15 protein-coding genes are annotated in these 18,627 nt (G+C 41.8%); 3 read left to right on the top strand and 12 right to left on the bottom strand.

The features are described 5' to 3' along the window. Nucleotides 1–96 precede the first annotated feature (96 nt). From H0913_RS04280 to H0913_RS04270, 3 genes are all read right to left on the bottom strand, one after another. A complete protein-coding gene (locus H0913_RS04280; RefSeq protein ID WP_154637984.1) occupies nucleotides 97–1,881 on the bottom strand; it encodes a SmdB family multidrug efflux ABC transporter permease/ATP-binding protein in 1,785 nt (594 codons plus the stop codon). Then, the gene (locus H0913_RS04275) at nucleotides 1,878–3,623 is read right to left on the bottom strand and encodes a SmdA family multidrug ABC transporter permease/ATP-binding protein (RefSeq protein WP_181478027.1); all 1,746 of its coding nucleotides are present in this window, start codon (nucleotides 3,621–3,623) and stop codon (nucleotides 1,878–1,880) included. Before H0913_RS04275 ends, H0913_RS04280 begins: the two co-directional genes overlap by 4 nt. 84 nt (nucleotides 3,624–3,707) lie before the next feature. Next, nucleotides 3,708–4,169 carry an Lrp/AsnC family transcriptional regulator gene (locus H0913_RS04270; protein WP_036953928.1) on the bottom strand — a complete coding sequence of 154 codons (462 nt, stop codon included), beginning with the start codon at nucleotides 4,167–4,169 and terminating at the stop codon, nucleotides 3,708–3,710. Nucleotides 4,170–4,398: 229 nt separating this feature from the next. On the opposite strand from H0913_RS04270, the gene queC reads away from it, so the two are divergent. Continuing rightward, on the top strand, nucleotides 4,399–5,100 hold the full coding sequence (gene queC, locus H0913_RS04265; RefSeq protein ID WP_154602727.1) for a 7-cyano-7-deazaguanine synthase QueC: 702 nt from the start codon (nucleotides 4,399–4,401) through the stop codon (nucleotides 5,098–5,100). Nucleotides 5,101–5,154: 54 nt separating this feature from the next. Here the strand turns inward: queC and H0913_RS04260 are convergent, their stop codons facing one another. The 9 genes from H0913_RS04260 to bolA form a co-directional block, all read right to left on the bottom strand. Beyond that, the gene (locus H0913_RS04260; protein ID WP_036953922.1) at nucleotides 5,155–5,583 is read right to left on the bottom strand and encodes an acyl-CoA thioesterase; all 429 of its coding nucleotides are present in this window, start codon (nucleotides 5,581–5,583) and stop codon (nucleotides 5,155–5,157) included. A gap of 213 nt (nucleotides 5,584–5,796) precedes the next feature. Further along, entirely contained in the window at nucleotides 5,797–6,168 is a 372-nt protein-coding gene (locus H0913_RS04255; protein ID WP_181478678.1) for a ComEA family DNA-binding protein, read from the bottom strand. 163 nt (nucleotides 6,169–6,331) lie between these two features. Then, a complete protein-coding gene (gene ppiD / locus H0913_RS04250; RefSeq protein ID WP_154602728.1) occupies nucleotides 6,332–8,200 on the bottom strand; it encodes a peptidylprolyl isomerase in 1,869 nt (622 codons plus the stop codon). Between the two features lie 173 nt (nucleotides 8,201–8,373). Continuing rightward, nucleotides 8,374–8,649, bottom strand: a complete 276-nt coding sequence (gene hupB, locus H0913_RS04245; protein ID WP_181478026.1) for a nucleoid-associated protein HU-beta — start codon at nucleotides 8,647–8,649, stop codon at nucleotides 8,374–8,376. 238 nt (nucleotides 8,650–8,887) lie between these two features. After that, nucleotides 8,888–11,317: an endopeptidase La gene (gene lon / locus H0913_RS04240; protein WP_154637982.1), complete on the bottom strand. Its 2,430-nt coding sequence runs from the start codon at nucleotides 11,315–11,317 to the stop codon at nucleotides 8,888–8,890. A 233-nt stretch (nucleotides 11,318–11,550) separates the two neighbouring features. Beyond that, on the bottom strand, nucleotides 11,551–12,828 hold the full coding sequence (gene clpX / locus H0913_RS04235) for an ATP-dependent protease ATP-binding subunit ClpX (protein ID WP_006657220.1): 1,278 nt from the start codon (nucleotides 12,826–12,828) through the stop codon (nucleotides 11,551–11,553). A 117-nt stretch (nucleotides 12,829–12,945) separates the two neighbouring features. Then, nucleotides 12,946–13,566, bottom strand: a complete 621-nt coding sequence (clpP, locus tag H0913_RS04230) for an ATP-dependent Clp endopeptidase proteolytic subunit ClpP (RefSeq protein WP_006657219.1) — start codon at nucleotides 13,564–13,566, stop codon at nucleotides 12,946–12,948. A gap of 498 nt (nucleotides 13,567–14,064) precedes the next feature. Beyond that, nucleotides 14,065–15,369: a trigger factor gene (gene tig / locus H0913_RS04225; RefSeq protein ID WP_154602731.1), complete on the bottom strand. Its 1,305-nt coding sequence runs from the start codon at nucleotides 15,367–15,369 to the stop codon at nucleotides 14,065–14,067. Between the two features lie 339 nt (nucleotides 15,370–15,708). Further along, complete coding sequence (bolA, locus tag H0913_RS04220; RefSeq protein ID WP_181478025.1) at nucleotides 15,709–16,047, bottom strand: transcriptional regulator BolA; 339 nt, start codon at nucleotides 16,045–16,047, stop codon at nucleotides 15,709–15,711. Between the two features lie 263 nt (nucleotides 16,048–16,310). Here bolA and H0913_RS04215 point away from each other — a divergent pair, with 263 nt between their 5' ends. Together H0913_RS04215 and ampG are read left to right on the top strand one after the other, a co-directional pair. Next, on the top strand, nucleotides 16,311–16,892 hold the full coding sequence (locus tag H0913_RS04215) for a YajG family lipoprotein (RefSeq protein ID WP_154602733.1): 582 nt from the start codon (nucleotides 16,311–16,313) through the stop codon (nucleotides 16,890–16,892). Between the two features lie 184 nt (nucleotides 16,893–17,076). Beyond that, a complete protein-coding gene (gene ampG, locus H0913_RS04210; protein WP_181478024.1) occupies nucleotides 17,077–18,603 on the top strand; it encodes a muropeptide MFS transporter AmpG in 1,527 nt (508 codons plus the stop codon). Nucleotides 18,604–18,627 lie beyond the last annotated feature (24 nt).

The raw sequence follows: 18,627 nt of genomic DNA, 5'->3' as shown, positions 1-18,627 counted from the left end.
CAAGAAAAGCCTCAACTAGATAGGAACTCCTAATTGTGAGGCTTTTCTTATTTGGTAACCTTATCAATTCCATACAAACCAGTCAGTGAGTACTAACTAAACTAATAATGCTTCCGCAGCCGCTTCATCACGAGAGTTCAGCGACTCGCCCACTTGTTGTAATTGATACATTTGGTAATAGCGGCCTTCCTGCAGGAGAAGCTCAGCATGATTTCCTTGCTCAACGATCATTCCTCGATGAAGAACAACAACTTGGTCAGCATCCACAATCGTCGATAAGCGATGAGCTATCACCACCAGCGTAGTGTTTCGACGAATAACACGTAACGCCTTTTGAATTGCCTGCTCAGTACCAGAGTCTATATTCGCGGTCGCTTCATCCAATATCAGAATTTTCGGTGTTACGACGAGTACTCGTGCCATCGCTAATAACTGTCGTTGCCCAACGGATAAAGTGTTTCCTTGCTCACCTAACAACGAATCTAATCCATCAGGCAATTCACGGACATGCTGAGCTAATTGTACAGTTTCAAGGACTTCCCACACTTTTTCTTGGGAAACATCGCGCCCTAGAGCCACGTTATCAAAAAATGAAGCCGCGAGTACTACTGGGTCCTGCTGCACCATAGCAATACCATTTCGTAATACTTGATGGGAAAGTGAATTTAAATCTCGTCCATCCAGTAAAATCTCCCCTTCCTGCCATGGGTAATACCCCATGATTAAGTTTGCAATGGTACTTTTTCCACTTCCCGTGTGCCCAACGAGTGCCACAAAATGGTGTTCTGGGACGGATAAATTAATATCATCAAGGACTTTTTTATCATCCCGATAAGCAAAAGAGAGGTGTTTTATCTCAATTGCCCCGCCCTGTAATGGCGCAATATTTTCGCCATAACCTTGCTGTGGGCTATCCATCAATTCAAAAACACGTTCACCGGATACAACCGCTTGTTGCAACATGGATTGCTGAGATGTCAGCTCAATTAATGGTTCGTTTAAACGACCTAAATAATTAATGAAAACATACAAAACCCCGACACCCACAGTGCTAGTACCGTCAAATCCAAATAGTAACAATAGCCCACATAGCACACAGGCAGAGAACAAACTCAGCAGTGGTCTGAGTAATAGTCCATCTAATTTCAATGCTTTCATTCGGGAATGATAGTGATCTTCACTTGCTTCCAGCATTTTTTTGCCAAATCTGGCTTGCTGTAAAAATTGCTGGATAACCGTCATACCATTAATGACTTCATTGAAACCATTATTAATATCTGCAAGGTATGCCCTAACACGGCGCACAATTGGCGTACTAAGTCGCTGATAAACCAACATTACAACCAGAACCGCTGGGAAAATGAGTACCGCAATGGATGCCATTCGCCACTCTAAAGAAAACATGGCGACTAGCATGGCACAAATTAATGCCAAACTGCGAAAGATCGTTGGTACAACCATAACAAACAGATCTTTGATCACCTCAGTATCGTTGGTGACACGAGAAATAATCTGCCCCACGGGTTGCTTATCAAAAGCACTTAATGGCTGGCGCAGAGCCGCATTCATCACATCGGTCCGTAGATTTTGCACCACGCCAACTGAAGCTTGATTAAACAGAATTTTTTGATGGTAATGAAGAAGTGCAGCAATGATTTGCAACGCAATAAATCCAATCACCATATACAGCGTTAGCGGCATAATGATCTGTTTTTTCGCCACCATATTGTCAATAAAGTAGCTAATCAGTAAGGGCCCACTAACTTCTGCGGCAGCAGCCAACCATAGCATGGCAATCGCTACCCCCATGGTACCGCGGTAAGGTTTACCGTAAGATAATAAGCGTTTTAATGCTGGCCAAAGCGGCTTTCTCTGGCTCATAGATCACCGTCCAAAGCAGCTTCGATTTGCTGATAATGATACATATCGCTGTACCAACCAGATTGCTGGGAAAGTACTTTATGAGTACCTTTGGCAACTATGCCACCATGGCATAGTACAAGAATATTATCAGCATCCACCAAAGCCGATAGTCGATGTGCGCTAATGATCAACGTTCTCCCCTGCCTCCAACGACTCAAATTCTGCAAAATGGTGTGCTCTGTCTGCCCGTCAACCGCAGATAGCGCATCATCTAAAATAAGAATTTCTGCATTTTGTAAAATTGCACGGGCTATGGAAATCCGCTGTTTTTGCCCCCCTGAAAGCATAACGCCACGCTCTCCCACCTGGGTTTGATACCCTTCTGGTAGACGTAAAATATCTTCATGCACACAAGCCACTCGAGCCGCTTCTTCTATTTGCTCCATTGTTGCATTAGGCTGCCCAAGAGCGATGTTGTTTGCGACCGAATCAGAAAATAGGAATGGAGATTGATTCACTATTGATAACCTTGCCCGCCACTCATCGAGCCGAATATCTGTCAGTAATTTATTCTGATAAATAATCTCACCGTCATTCACATCAAAATGACGTTGTAATACAGTAAGTAATGTCGATTTTCCCGACCCCGTTGGCCCACATAATCCAAGGAATCCCCCTGGTTTTACGTTGAACTGGATATCATGCAAAGCATGGCGCTGGGTTTCAGGATACGAAAATGTTCTGATATTGACGTTTAACTCGCCTTTTTCTGCAAGCAAGCTTTGACTACCATCTTTAATCACTAATGGCTCGTCTAATAAGCTTAAAATCCGGCTATACGCTGCACTTCCTCGTTCAACAATGTTAAACATCCATGCAAGAGCAAGCATCGGCCAGATCATCAGCCCTAAATACATCACAAAGCTGGTAAGATCACCGAGGGTTAATGTGTCATTCAACACCATCCAGCTTCCACCCGCGATGGCTAATAAGTTTGCCATTCCAATCGCCATAAAAATGGTTGGGTCGAAACGAGCATCAATCTTCGCAACATGCATATTTCTTCGCCCAGCTTCAGTGGCAACTTGCTCAAATTGATTGGATTGATGGTTTTCAAGACCGAATGCTTTGATCATTCGGATACTGGTTAAGCTCTCTTGTGCATGGTTATTTAACGATGAAAAAGCACCTTGTGCATGTTTAAAACGGTGATGAAGCTGGTCCCCATAACGCTTAATGACCAGCGCCATAATGGGCATCGGAATCAATGCAAGGAGTGTGAGCTGCCAACTTATTTCTATGCTCATCATGATAAGGACCGCACATCCCATCACCAAGGAGTCAACGAGAGTTAAAACGCCTTCACCTGCAGCAAATACCACGCGATCTACATCATTCGTGGTACGCGCGATAAGATCTCCCGTGCGATATTTCAAATAAAATGGCTGATTTTGTAAGCTAAGCTGCTGATAAATTTGCTGTCTTAATCGGACAGCCAATTTGTAGGAAGCGCCAAATAGCCATAAACGCCAAACGTAACGCAACCCATAAACGGTTAAAGCAATTCCGAGCATGGATAATACGTATGTCAAAAGCTGTTGATTCGTCATCGACCCTTTGCTAATACCATCCACTATCACACCAACAAAGCGCGGTGGGATCATTTGTAGAATAGCAATGACCACAAGAAAACAAATCGCGCCAACATAGCGACGCCATTCGCTTATAAAATACCAACGTAATTGTGAAAATAATCGCACGTATTACTGCCTTGAATGATGTTAGTGACTGCTTGCTTTATTATTAGGGACTTTGTGCTCTTCCGCTAATGTGTGACTTGCTGATTAGTCAGGGATTGGCAACACGGTTGTGTATTTTATTTTTTCCATTGCAAAACTGGAAGTTACATCAATTAATCCATGAACGCCATTGACCAGTTTCTTATAAAATAGATCATAGGATTTCATATCATGAACTTCGACTTGCATCAGATAGTCATACTCACCGGCCATGCGATAAAACACTAAAACTTCTGGTAATTTTTCTACAAATGAAACAAATTGCGCATACCATTCGCTATTATGTTGTTGGGTTTTAATCATGACAATCACCGTCAGCCCCAACCCCAGCTTTTCACCGTCTAATAGCGTGACACGTCCTCGAATATATCCTTCGTCTTCTAACCGCTTAAGTCGCTTCCAGCACGGTGTCGAGGTTAAGTTGACGGCTTCGGCTAATGAGTTTAATGATAGGCTGCTGTCATTTTGTAATAAGCAAAGTAGTTTTTTATCTATTTTATCCAGCATGTTTAGCCCCTGAGCGAATCTTATTATCAGCAAAATTTTATCATGATTAAATAATAAAGCTGTTACGAATTGCTAGTATTGTAGAATAACTTTGCATAAATAACCGAAACATAGCATAAATTGCTTAAGTTAGAGGTTGATGGTACAAAAACAGACTGTTCATTCTCCTCTTGGCTCGTTAACATAGGGCTAAATTAATATCCTCATTATTTAATCTTAGGAGAGACTCATGAAACGTGCTGTTGTTGTCTTCAGCGGAGGGCAAGACTCAACAACCTGCCTAATTCAAGCACTCAAATATTATGATGAGGTTCATTGTGTCACCTTTGATTATGGTCAACGCCACCGCTTAGAAATCGATATTGCACAAAAGCTCAGCCTACAATTAGGCGCAAAAGCGCATAAAGTTCTCGATGTCACTCTGCTTAATGAGCTAGCGGTTAGTAGCTTAACCCGTGATAATATTCCGGTTCCTGACTATGAAGAGAGTGAAGCCAGCGGGTTACCAAGCACATTTGTACCCGGACGTAACATTCTATTCCTAACACTCGCCGCTATCTATGCCTACCAGGTTAAAGCGGAAGCAGTGATCACTGGTGTCTGTGAAACTGACTTTTCAGGTTATCCCGACTGCCGTGACGAGTTTGTCAAAGCGCTCAATCATGCCGTTAGTCTAGGCCTAGCAAAAGACATTCGTTTCGAAACACCACTTATGTGGTTAGACAAAGCGCAAACTTGGGCTCTTGCTGACTATTATGGTCATCTGGAGACTATCCGCACTCAAACTCTCACTTGCTACAATGGTATTCCTGGTGATGGCTGTTCCGAATGTGCAGCCTGCCATTTACGCAGCAAAGGCTTGAATTATTATCTTAATAATAAACAAGCCGTTATGGATTCATTACTCAAGCAACTCAACGCAACGAAGTAATTCTAAAGGCCAACCATGGTTCGTGTTTCCTGGTTGGCTATACTGCTAATTTGCCTATACTTCGATAAAAGCATCTGTTTTATTTTTCAGTGACTCAATTTTTTCTCGGAGTTCATCCTCGATCACCATGGCTTTATTAACTTTACCATCAATGAAGACAAACGTGACGTACGCATCGGATACCACTTCATCAACCCCATTACGATGGCGAATAATTTGTTGGTAACAAACAGCACTCTTCACTCCGATTTTATCCATTCGTGAAATGACGGTTAGCTCATCGCCCAACCCAACGGCTTGGAAATAGTTAACATTAATATTCACGGCCGCCATAACTATTCTATGCTGGATAGCCCATTCAATAAGATTAGCTTTGCCCATCCAATCCCATCTATCCGCTTCATAGAACTCTAAGTACCGAGCATTATTGACATGCTGAAAGACATCAATGTGATAACCGAGCACTTTTATGTGTATTGCCATAACTACTCCGACCAGTTGAATTATTTGATAACATAAAAGTAACAAATATTTGAAAGGGCTGCTGAAAAAATATCACTAATCAGACTTAGCTCTCATATTCGCGCTTTAAATTAAATTTAATAGTATAAAGATTACCCATAATTTATTTTTAATCTCATAACACGACTTTCTATTTCCTAAAAAATAGCCCACGTTGAAAGTGGGCTATTTTGCTTATAGAACAAGTTTATTACGATTTTTCTCTAAAAATGCAGGTCCAATTCCCTGCACTTCAAGGATATTTTCAACCGTATTAAAAGCGCCGTATTTTTCTCGGTATTCCACTATAGCCTGAGCTTTCTGCTTACCAATTCCATTGAGTTTCCTCGCTAATTCTTCTGCAGTGGCTTGATTAATGTTCACTTGGTCTGGGGATACTAAACTCGCCACGTTTTTTACTTCATCACTATTTTGAGGCTGTACTATCGCTGCTACCGGTTTTTCAGTTTCTGCTTTCTTGATTGCTGCAAATACAGATAAAGGGCATAACATTGCCACCATTAACACTGTCCCTAATCCTTGTTTAATGCTTTTATTCCATTTCATCATTGTTCTCCTATGTGTGTTGAGACATCACAATGCCAGAGAACTTTTCCAAAAACTTTTCTTCGGTTTATACAATGCGAAAGGCCACCCAATGGGTGGCCTTCTATTACAGAGATTACAATTTTAGTTGCGAAGCGCTTCGCAATTATTCCATGCAAATAACTTATTCTAAGCTTTGCACTTCAATTTTTGCATTCGCGCGTAAATTCAGCATCAAGGCTTCATTCACCGCTGAACTCATTGCGCCACGATATTCGTTCGATAACTGGCTCAGTTCATCAGCGGTTGGCTGACCTAAAGTCACTTTATCTAATTGAACAATTAGCAGATTATCTTTTTGATCATAAGCGATTGCATAAGTTGGCTTACCGTCAGTTGGCGGTGTCATTTTCATCGCAACGTCAGTCACATCCGTTGCAGGTGCAAGGAATGAAACTGTTTGAACAGCGCCAAATTGGGTGTCTGCAGCTTTCAATGCTTCATCACCTTTACCCGCTTGTAACTCTGCCAGTAATTTCTCACCATTCGCTTTTAATTGAGCAGATGCTTTCTGACGCTTAACTAATGCTTCGATATCCGCTTTCACTGTTTCGAATGGCTCTGTTGATTCCGCTTTATAGTCAGTCACACGCAGGACAAACGCACGGTCCCCTTCAACGTTGATCACGTCAGAGTTGATACCTGTTGTGCCTTTTTTATCGACTAAACGGTCGCTGAAAACTTCATTAATGACTTTCGGGAAATTCAGTTGTGCCGGTGGGTTTTGACGATCAAACCAGCCAGTAGTCGCCACTTTCAAGCCAGAAATGCTTTCAACTGATGCTAATGATTCATTGTCATTAGTCGCAGCTTCACTCACTTTCTGTTGTAAATCGTAAAATTGTTTGACGCTTTTATCTTGGACTAAGCTAGTTTCAATACTTGATTTAACGTCATCAAAAGGCTTAATCGCTTCTGGCTTAACATCATCCAAACGGAATAAGACATAATTATCTTGGACTTTTATCGGTGCAGAAACTTGACCTTTCTCGGTTAAATTCGCACTGATGATTTCGCTTGGTGTCGATGTTGCTTCCATCCAGCCAATCACACCTTTGTTACCTGCACTGAATTTATCTGTGGATTTTTCGGTAGCTAACGTTGCGAAATCAGCACCGCCTTTCAGCTCGGCTTGTAAAGCTTGCGCATCTTTTTCTGATGCGACTTGAATCATGCTATATAGCTTTTGTTCCGCTTTAGTGAAATTCTTCAGATTTTCATCATAGTAAGCTTTCACTTCTTCAGCCGTCACAGATGCTTTTGGCATAGATGCCGCATCCATTTCTACATAGCTTACTTGAACTTGTTCAGGAGAAATGAAACTGTTTTGATTTGCCGCGTAATATGCTTTTAATTCATCTTCAGAAACAGTTTGTTTAGCTTCTAGCGCAGCTAACGACAAGCTTGCTGTACGAACTTCACGCTCTTGCATAAACAATTCTGCATACGCTTTTACTTCTGAAGGCAGAGCAAATTCTGTTCCGGTGAACGATTTACCTAATTGTGCGCGAACTAAATCTTGGCGAATTTGTGCCGCAAAATCATCTGCATTAATATTGTAACGTTTTAAAATTTCGCGGTATTTCTCACTATCAAAATTCCCGTTCGTTTGGAAAACTTGCATAGCAAAAATAGCTTGCTCAATTTGTTGGTCGCTAGCAGAGAGTTGTAATTCATTAGCGTATTGGTTAATCAATTGATTATTGATTAAGTTATTCAAAGCTTGGGTACGCAGCTCTTTCATGTAGTTGTCATTACTTGCAACTTCAGAGAATTTATCTCCTAAGTATTCTTGTAATGACTGGCGCTCTTGCTGGAAAGCTTGCTGTAATTGTTCCTTGCTTATTGGCTGTCCATTGACTTCAGCAGCATTATTACTTGAGCCACCAATCACATAGCCAGCAACACCTGTCAGCACGAATGACAAGATAATAATAGCTAACAACACTTTAATAAAAGGACTGTTCGCCTTCGTGCGTAGATCTTCCATCATAAAAAGGCTTAACTCCGCTTTGCTTTGTTGAATTTCTTAATATTACGCTAATTTTAACTCAGATAGAAAAAAAAGCGCACCATTTCCATGGCGCGCTTATATATTAGCTGATTAAAGACATTACGTCAGTTTGAGTTTTCGCAAAAATGCGTGAAAGACGAAACTAAACTCAATTAACCGTTAACAGCGTCTTTAAGACCTTTGCCTGCACGGAATGCAGGAACTTTTGCCGCAGCGATTTTAATTTCTTTACCTGTCTGCGGGTTACGACCTGTACGTGCTGCGCGTTGACGTACATTAAAAGTACCAAAACCAACTAAAGTAACATCATCACCTTTGCTCAGAGATTTCGTTACAGAAGCAACGAAAGCGTCGACTACGCGACCTGCTGCGGCTTTAGAAATATTCGCTTCTGCAGCGATTTTTTCAATCAGTTGAGACTTATTCACTATTATCATCCCCATATTAGTTTTGACTTTATCGGTTAATTAACCAACTACAGTATAGTTAACATTACTAAGTATAGTTAATTAATGATGCAGCCGTTATATCAATCCTGAATATTAATGGCAAGAAAACAGATAGCACGCTAACCATTATCAGAATCTTCGCTAAAGTAGCGACGAAAAAAAAGACTGACAAGCCCTAAATTAGCTGTCAGCCTTAATTTTATACAAACTTCTTGATTCAGCTCACTCTTTTAGCTTTCTTTTGGACCACTTCAGCCCCAAAAGGAGGATTGACTAATGCTAATGAGAGGACTTCTTCAATTGTCTTAACAGGATGGATTTGCAAATCAGCAATCACATTCTGAGGGATTTCTTCTAAATCACGTTTGTTATCATCAGGGATAAGAACTGTTTTAATACCACCACGATGAGCTGCCAGTAACTTTTCTTTCAACCCGCCAATTGGTAATACTAACCCGCGTAACGTAATTTCACCGGTCATCGCCACATCCGCTTTTACAGGGTTACCTGTTAAGCAAGAAACCAGTGCCGTTGACATTGCGATACCCGCACTTGGACCATCTTTCGGTGTTGCCCCTTCTGGTACGTGAACGTGAATATCACGTTTTTCATAGAAGTCACCATTGATACCCAGTTTTTCTGCACGAGCGCGTACCACTGTCAGTGCAGTTTGGATTGACTCTTGCATCACTTCACCCAGAGAACCAGTGTAAGTTAATTTACCTTTACCCGGTACACAGGCAGTTTCGATGGTCAGTAGATCACCGCCCACTTCTGTCCATGCTAAGCCAGTCACTTGCCCTACACGGTTTTCGGTATCAGCATGACCGTAGTCAAAGCGACGAACACCTAAGTAATCTTTCAGATTATCCGCAGTGATCTCAATATGCTTCAGTTTTTTATCCATCAGCAGCGCTTTCACTGCTTTACGGCACAGTTTAGAAATTTCACGTTCTAATCCACGCACACCAGCTTCACGAGTGTAGTAACGAATGATGCTCATAATTGCGCCATCATCGATAGATAATTCACCTTTTTTCAAGGCATTACGCTCGATTTGCTTAGATAGTAAATGTCTCTTAGCAATATTCAGTTTTTCGTCTTCGGTATAACCAGACAGACGGATCACTTCCATACGGTCTAATAATGGTGCAGGGATATTCATCGAGTTCGATGTCGCCACGAACATCACGTCAGACAGGTCATAATCAACTTCCAGATAATGGTCGTTGAATGCAACGTTTTGCTCTGGATCTAACACTTCTAACAGTGCTGATGCAGGATCCCCACGCATGTCTGAAGACATTTTGTCGATTTCATCCAGTAAAAATAGTGGGTTTTTAACCCCAACTTTCGCCATTTTCTGGATAAGTTTACCCGGCATTGAACCAATATAAGTGCGGCGGTGACCACGGATTTCTGCTTCGTCACGAACCCCACCCAGAGCCATACGGGTATATTCACGCCCTGTCGCTTTCGCGATAGATTGTCCCAGAGACGTTTTACCAACCCCTGGAGGCCCGACTAAGCATAAGATTGGCCCTTTGATTTTACTAACACGGCTTTGAACCGCGAGGTATTCAAGGATACGATCTTTAACGCGCTCTAAGCCATAGTGGTCTGTGTCGAGCACTTCTTGCGCTTTCACTAAATCTTTTTTGACTTTGCTGCGCTTATGCCACGGAACCTGAACCATCCAGTCAATGTAGCTACGAACCACAGTCGCTTCAGCTGACATTGGAGACATCATTTTCAGCTTCTGCAATTCAGCTTCGGCTTTTTCTTGTGCCTCTTTTGGCATTTTCGCTTCTTCGATTTTACGTTTCAGCGATTCGTTTTCATCTGGAGCATCATCCATTTCGCCAAGTTCTTTTTGAATCGCTTTCATTTGCTCATTCAAATAGTACTCGCGCTGGCTTTTTTCCATCTGTTTTTTCACGCGGTTACGAATGCGTTTTTCAACTTGCAGTAACTCAGTTTCTGATTCCATCATTGCCATCAGGAACTCAACACGCTCAGCAATGTTTGCCATTTCTAAAACGCGCTGTTTGTCTGCCAGCTTTAACGGCATATGTGAAGCAATCGTATCAGCCAGTTTATCTAGCTGGTCTTGCTCAATCGCATGCAGTGAAGTCAGAACTTCAGGTGGAATTTTTTTGTTCAGTTTGATGTAGCTTTCGAACTGGCTGACGATAGTGCGATATAAAACTTCTTGCTCTTTTTCATCAACCAATTCCGCAGTGCTAGGTGCTTTTGATGCGTCATCGTAGATAGCCGCTTTCGCACCATCATTCGCTAGGTATTCAGCTTGTGCTAAGAAATACTCGCCGTTATCAGTCAGGCTAGTAATACGAGCACGACGTAGTCCTTCAACTAACACTTTAACGGTACCATCAGGTAGTTTCAGCATCTGAATCACAGACGCAATTGTCCCAACAGTAAATAGATCATTCACCCCAGGTTCATCGGTTGAGGCTTCTTTTTGCGCAACCAGCATCACTTGCTTATCATGATCCATTGCTGCTTCCAGACTGTGAATGGATTTTTCACGTCCAACAAACAGTGGGATCACCATATGTGGGTACACCACTACATCACGCAGAGGCAATACTGGTATTTCAATGCGTTCGGAACGCTCTGGATTCATAAAGCTCTCTCTTCGTTTAGCACACGCCAGTTAAGGGTTTCTGCTTATAACAGAAAAAATTCTTGTAAAACACTGCAATATAAACAGCGTTCTTTCAAAATAAGGAAACCACAACTAAGAATATAAACTATATGGGGACAAGATTTTAGCATTCAATGGTTAGTTAAGCATAAAAAACAAAATGAGGGTTACCCCTCATTTTATTTGATTACTTATTGAACACAGACAAGAAATTAATTATCGCCAGAGGCTTGAGCATCTGGTTTGCTGTAGATTAACAGCGGTTCTGACTGTTCATTAATCACATTTTCATCTACAACCACTTTTTCAACATCACTCATTGAAGGTAGATCGTACATGGTATTAAGTAGAGCAGCTTCGACGATCGAACGTAAGCCACGAGCACCGGTTTTACGCGCCATCGCTTTTTTCGCTATCGCCGTTAATGCTTCTTCACGAAACTCTAATTCAGTGCCTTCAAGGTTAAACAGAGCTTGATACTGTTTAGTCAATGCGTTTTTCGGCTCTTTTAAGATTTGAATCAGTGCTTCTTCACTCAGTTCAGTCAATGTGGCAACCACAGGTAGACGACCGATAAACTCTGGGATCAAGCCAAATTTGATGAGATCTTCAGGCTCCGCTTGAGTGAGTAATTCACCTTCCGTTGCCTTCTCAGATTCGCCTTTCACTTGCGCCGCAAAACCAATACCTGAACGTGTATTCAGACGCTGGCCAATAACTTTATCCAACCCTGCAAATGCACCACCACAGATAAACAGAATTTTCGAGGTATCAACCTGTAAAAACTCTTGCTGTGGATGCTTACGACCACCTTGTGGCGGAACCGCAGCTACGGTGCCTTCAATCAGTTTCAGTAATGCTTGCTGCACCCCTTCACCTGATACGTCACGCGTGATGGATGGGTTATCGGATTTACGAGAAATTTTATCAATTTCATCGATATAGACGATACCGCGCTGAGCTTTCTCAACATCATAATCGCATTTTTGTAGCAGTTTCTGGATGATATTTTCAACGTCTTCACCCACGTAACCCGCTTCAGTTAATGTGGTCGCATCCGCCATAGTGAATGGCACATCTAAATAGCGAGCTAACGTTTCTGCTAGTAACGTTTTACCACTACCCGTCGGGCCAATGAGCAGAATGTTACTTTTACCTAATTCAACACCATCGCTGGTTTTATCGCCATTACGTAGACGTTTGTAGTGGTTATAAACAGCAACCGCTAACACTTTTTTCGCTTTTTCTTGACCAATAACGTAGTCGTCAAGATGTTGTCTGATTTCGTGGGGAGTTGGCAATTCACTACGCTCGCGATGCGGAGCCAGTTCTTTGATCTCTTCACGGATGATGTCGAGGCATAAATCCACGCATTCATCACAAATATAGACTGACGGACCGGCAATCAGCTTACGCACTTCATGCTGACTTTTTCCGCAGAAAGAACAGTACAGCAATTTACCTGCCCCCTCTTTGCGTTTATCTGTCATCAGTAGACCTCACTTATATTTATAATGCCTTGTTTTATCAGGCTTACGCAGTAAAACAAGGCAAGAAATTTTCAAAACCTTTAAGATATAAATTAATTATATCAAAATATTCGCAAATTAACGGCTGGTATAAATATGATCAACCAGACCATATTCTTTAGCTTCATTTGCTGATAAGAAACGGTCACGCTCTGTGTCGCGACTAATTTCTTCGATGGATTTCCCAGTATGTTGGGCCATCAATTCATTCATACGCGATTTCACTTTCAAGATTTCTTGAGCGTGAATTTCAATGTCTGTCGCTTGTCCTTGATAGCCACCTAATGGTTGGTGGATCATGACGCGAGAGTTTGGTAAGCAGAAACGTTTACCTTTTGTACCTGCGGTTAATAAAAACGCACCCATTGAGCACGCTTGTCCCATACAGATAGTACTCACATCAGGTTTGATAAACTGCATGGTGTCGTAGATTGACATCCCAGCAGTGATCACACCGCCTGGTGAGTTGATATAAAGTTGAATATCTTTTTCTGGGTTTTCTGCTTCAAGAAATAGCATTTGAGCGACAATTAAGTTCGCCATATGATCTTCAACCTGACCGGTTAGGAAGATAATACGTTCTTTTAAGAGACGCGAATAAATATCATATGAGCGCTCACCTCGAGAGGTTTGCTCGATAACCATTGGCACAAGTGCCATTTGGGATGCTAACTGCTCCTGACCGCCAAAATGTGACATCGAAATCTCCTATTAAAAACTTTCTGGTGCTTGCGCCTAATTTGCTGTCTGTCCGCCATTTTGGGCAGGGATCGTGCTACAAACAATATTTCTAAAAAACAATATTTCTAAAAAACACTCTTTCGAAGTTAGTTGTGTCTGCCTGCTTATGCTCTTCGCTTACTTCATTATTTTAGTCACTTTTTAAAATATTGGTTAAAAAGTCGCTAAAGAATTAAGCCAGAATACAGTTGAAAACACTGCGGTAGGCAAGACGCTCTGTTAAAGAGTTTAACACAAGTCTATCTAGTTACACGGTTTTATACTGTCGAAAAATGTGTTCCACACAAAAATCCCAACATCATCTAGCGAACGATATCTTGATGACTCTTATTATAATTAGGGTTTAAATGTAATTTTCAAGATGATTTGCACAAAGTCTAAATATTACGACGCTAATTGACAAAAAACCCGCAGTGAAACACCACGGGTTTTGCTTTGTACTGCTAAAAAGAAAAATTAACCAGCTTGAACTTGGTTCATCAGCTCAGTGAAATTAGTTTCTTTTTCAGTTACTTTCGCCGCTGCCAGAATAGTTTCTACAGCTTGCTCTTCTAATGCTAAGTTACGAACACTGTTCATCAGCTCTTCATTTTTGCTGTAGTATTCGATAACTTCTGATGGATCTTCGTAAGCAGAAGCCATGTCTTCGATCAGCGCTTTAACGCGATCTTCGTCAGCTTTCAGCTCGTTAGTACGGATAACTTCGCCTAACAGCAGACCAACAATTACGCGACGTTTAGCTTGTTCTTCGAACAGTTCACGTGGTAATTCCATCGCTTGTTTTTCGTTGCCACCAAAACGCTGCGCAGCTTGACGACGCAGAACATCGATTTCACCATCAACAACTGCTGCTGGGACTTCGATTTCGTTAGCGTTAACCAGACCGTCCAGAACTTGCGCTTTAACACGGTTACGAACTGCATTTTTCAGCTCACGTTCCATGTTTTTACGAACTTCTGCACGCAGACCGTCTACTGAACCGTCAGCGATACCGAAACGCTTAACGAATTCTTCAGTAAATTCTGGCAGTTCACGTTGTTCAACTTTCTTCAGAACGATAGCAAACTTAGCCGCTTTACCTTTCAGGTTTTCTGCATGGTAATCTTCTGGGAAGTTAACTTCGATATCGAATTCTTCACCCGCTTTATGACCAACAACGCCTTCTTCGAAGCCTGGGATCATACGACCTTCGCCCATAACCAGTGCGAAGTCTTCAGCTTTACCACCTTCGAATTCTTCACCGTCGATAGAACCTGTGAAGTTAATAGTGATACGTGAATCAGCAGCCGCTGCATCTTCAACTTCTTTCCACTGTGCTTGTTGCTTGCGCAGAGTTTCCAGCATGTCGTTGAGGTCTTCGTCTTTCACGGTTACTGCTGGTTTTTCAACTTCGATAGTTTCAAAACCTTTTAATTCGATTTCTGGGTACACTTCGAACTCAACCGCGTAAACGAAGTCTTTACCGTCTTCGAACATTTCTGGCTTGTAGCTTGGCGCGCCAGCTGGGTTGATTTTTTGTTCAATGATTGCATTGATAAAGTTACGTTGCATAACATCGCCCAGAACGTCTTGCATTACAGACGCACCGTAACGTTGTTTAACGATATGCATTGGTACTTTCCCTTTACGGAAGCCATCAACACGGACTTTCTTAGCAACGTTAACCAGCTCGCTATTCAGCGCTTTTTCAATATCAGTGGCAGGAACGGTGATTGTTACACGACGCCCAAGGCCTTGAGTCGTTTCAACAGAAACTTGCATCTTCTTACCTCAAAATAAATCTTAGTGATCGGTCTACTCCAGAGTTATGCCATTAAATCATAATGGCAATCTCCCTTCCAGAACCGGGGGCGTTACTTTCATAACGGTCATCCCTGATATCAGAAGCGTCCCGAAACCTTACTGAAAATTAGACGCAGCATTATACCGATGCATGCGCCCTGAGTCGAGAAAAGCCGATAAAAGAAGCGATCATTCCTCTTTATTTGTGACTTTTCTGACTAAAAATTCATTTTTCTCTCTCAAATTGAGGAAAAAACGCTCACTTACAGCAACTCGATAAACACACTATTGATATTCATGTGTCATCAAGACATTTGATTAGCGATTCACACCACCAACACCACGACAAGCAGGCGATTTTAGCGCTGTACTCGCTAATTCATCCCACTCTTTCGGAGTATAAGTGTGTAAAGCTAAAGCATGGATCCCACCTGCAAGCTCGTCAGTCAAAATAGCATAAATTTCACGGTGACGACCAATCATACGTTTGTTTTCAAATTTATCACTGACTAAAACCACTTTGAAATGGCTCTCTGAACCAGGTAACACATTATGTTGATGACTTTCATTAATCACCTCCATATGTTCAGGTTCAAATGCAGACTGTAGCTTTTCACTCACGCGAGACTGCATAGTTTGTGGCATATTGGCCTCCATAGAGACTCCTAAATTAATTAAAAAATGCGGCGGCGCATTTGAAAAAAAATCACCCAATCACGCTGCTGGCAACTATCTTCTTATTATAGAAATAGCGGATAATAGCATCTACATTATTGAAACTATGGTCTGGGAATACAAAATGTTCATCAACTGCACATTTATGCGAATTTTTTCTCAAACTGTTGTCTAATAGTGTGAGTTGTTGCACCCCGAACCATAACGGAACATTTTCAATTAGGAAAGATGAACTGGGAAGAATTATGTTAAGAAAACTGTGTTTTCCACTTTTTGCGTTATTTCTATTAGCGGGCTGTACTGCACCGTCTAATACGCTGTCCCTCGAACCTAAGATTGCATTACCAGCCAAGAACCCGACACTCAATGCGACTTCAATTAGCGTGAGTAGCGTTGATAACCGTACAAATCGCTCATTGGCTGAAATTAATCGAAATGGCACTTTAGAGGTACTTAATCCCTCTCGCGATCCGCGTTACCTAATGCAAGAAGCGGTAGAAAAGCAGATGGCCGCTCGTGGTTTCATGGTGACTTCTCCCGCCAATATCAACTTAGTGGTTCAATTAAACAAATTGAACACGCAAGTGAGCGAAGGAAGTTTACGTCATAATATTACGGTTAATTCCAGCGTTGTCGTTAATGCTACCGCGCCAAATGGTTCAACCAAAAGCCGGACTTATAGCCGTAATTACAATACCCAAGGAGCATTAGGCGCAACTAATGAGAAAATTGCTGCGGCGATTAACCTTGCTTTAAGTGATTTAATTTCAGATATGGCGAAAGACCAAGAACTGGCCGATTTTATCAGACAAAATTCACGATATTAATCGCGTATCAAGAATGATTTCATACTAATATCATTCTGGTTCATCAGAGATTAGCCAAAAGCAGTCTGCTTTCTCCTACGAACCCAAGTTATTTCTTTAATACTAATAGCTTGGGTTGTTTTATCTTTCTACTGCGCCATTCTTCGCGCAACGTAATACACCAGCATCAGGCGATGAGGGAATAATGCCACGTTTTACACTGCCCAGATTTACACTGCCCAATAATGTTACCTTAATTTTACTGGGATTCGTCTCAGGGTTGCCCTTGGCATTAACCGCTGGAACATTACAAGCTTGGTTAACCGTTGAAAAAATTGACATTAAAACCATCGGTTTCTTTTCTCTCGTCGGTCAGGCCTACGTTTTAAAATTTTTATGGTCCCCCATGATGGATCGCTATACGCCTCCATTTTTAGGGCGTCGCAGAGGATGGTTGTTAACAACACAAATTTTGCTTGTTATTAGCATTGCAGGCATGAGTTTTATGAACCCGTCGGAACATCTTTGGTGGTTAGCTGCGCTAGCAGTCACTGTAGCCTTCTGTTCCGCATCCCAAGATATTGTCTTTGATGCCTATAAAACAGATTTATTAAGCGCAGAAGAGCGAGGTATTGGTGCAGCAACATCTGTCATGGGCTATCGCATCAGTATGCTGGTTTCTGGGGGATTAGCTCTTTGGCTTGCTGATAAATTCTTAACGTGGCAACAGCTTTACTTAGTCATGGCTGCTCTGATGTTTATAGGGATATTCGCAACACTTTTCGCGAAAGAGCCTCAAGAAAATACCGCCCCACCAACTTCGTTAAAAGATGCTATTTATGAACCGCTTGCCGAGTTTTTTAGCCGAAATAACGCATGGCTGATTTTGTTGCTTCTCATCTTTTATAAGATGGGAGATGCTTTCGTTATGGCGCTAAATACTAACTTTTTACTCAATGCTCTTGGCTTTAGTTTAAGCGAGGTGGGTACAGTAAATAAAACCGTTGGTATGGCGGCGACAATCATCGGAGCCCTATTTGGGGGGTATCTGATGAAAAATATGAGCCTATTTAAAGCATTATTCGTCTTCGGTGTTCTCCAAGGTGGTTCGAATATTGGCTACTGGTTCCTTGCAGTAACACCGCCAAATATTATCAGCATGGGATCCATTATATTCCTCGAAAATATCTTTTCAGGAATGGGAACTGCGGCATTTGTCGCCTTGTTAATGACCTTATGTAATAAGTCTTTATCGGCCACCCAATTTGCCTTGCTTTCAGCATTATCCGCTGTAGGCCGTGTCTATATCGGTCCCGTCGCAAGTATTTTTGTCAGTACCTATGGCTGGCCAATGTTCTACTTAATTTCCATTGGTGTTGCAGTACCGGGGGTTTTATTGTTACTCGCTTGCCGAACTTCGTTGTTATACACCCAAGATACGGGAGAGTTTCAACGCAGAGAGTTTTTCTCTCGAGAATATAAAATCGCGGTTTATGCGCTAATGGCAGCAGCATCTATCCTGGCAGTTTGGTTAATTAGTTTACTAATCACATCATTTGCAGGGGTGAAAGTTTACTTGTTTACTTCCCATATATCCCTGTGGTTAGCGCTCCCGACTTATCAGAATCTCATATTTAACATAGGCATAGCCATTGGCGCTATCAGCCTTATTGTTGGTGGAACCCTCGACTTCCTCGCTGTCCGCAAAGCCATAAAACATAAGCCCATCTGATACTTCAGGTTGATTTCCATTCTA

It is taken from the genome of Providencia rettgeri (assembly GCF_013702265.1).
Lineage (GTDB): Bacteria > Pseudomonadota > Gammaproteobacteria > Enterobacterales > Enterobacteriaceae > Providencia > Providencia zhijiangensis.
The sequence above is the reverse complement of the archived record's forward strand: the minus strand, read 5'-3'. Positions and strand labels throughout refer to the sequence as shown.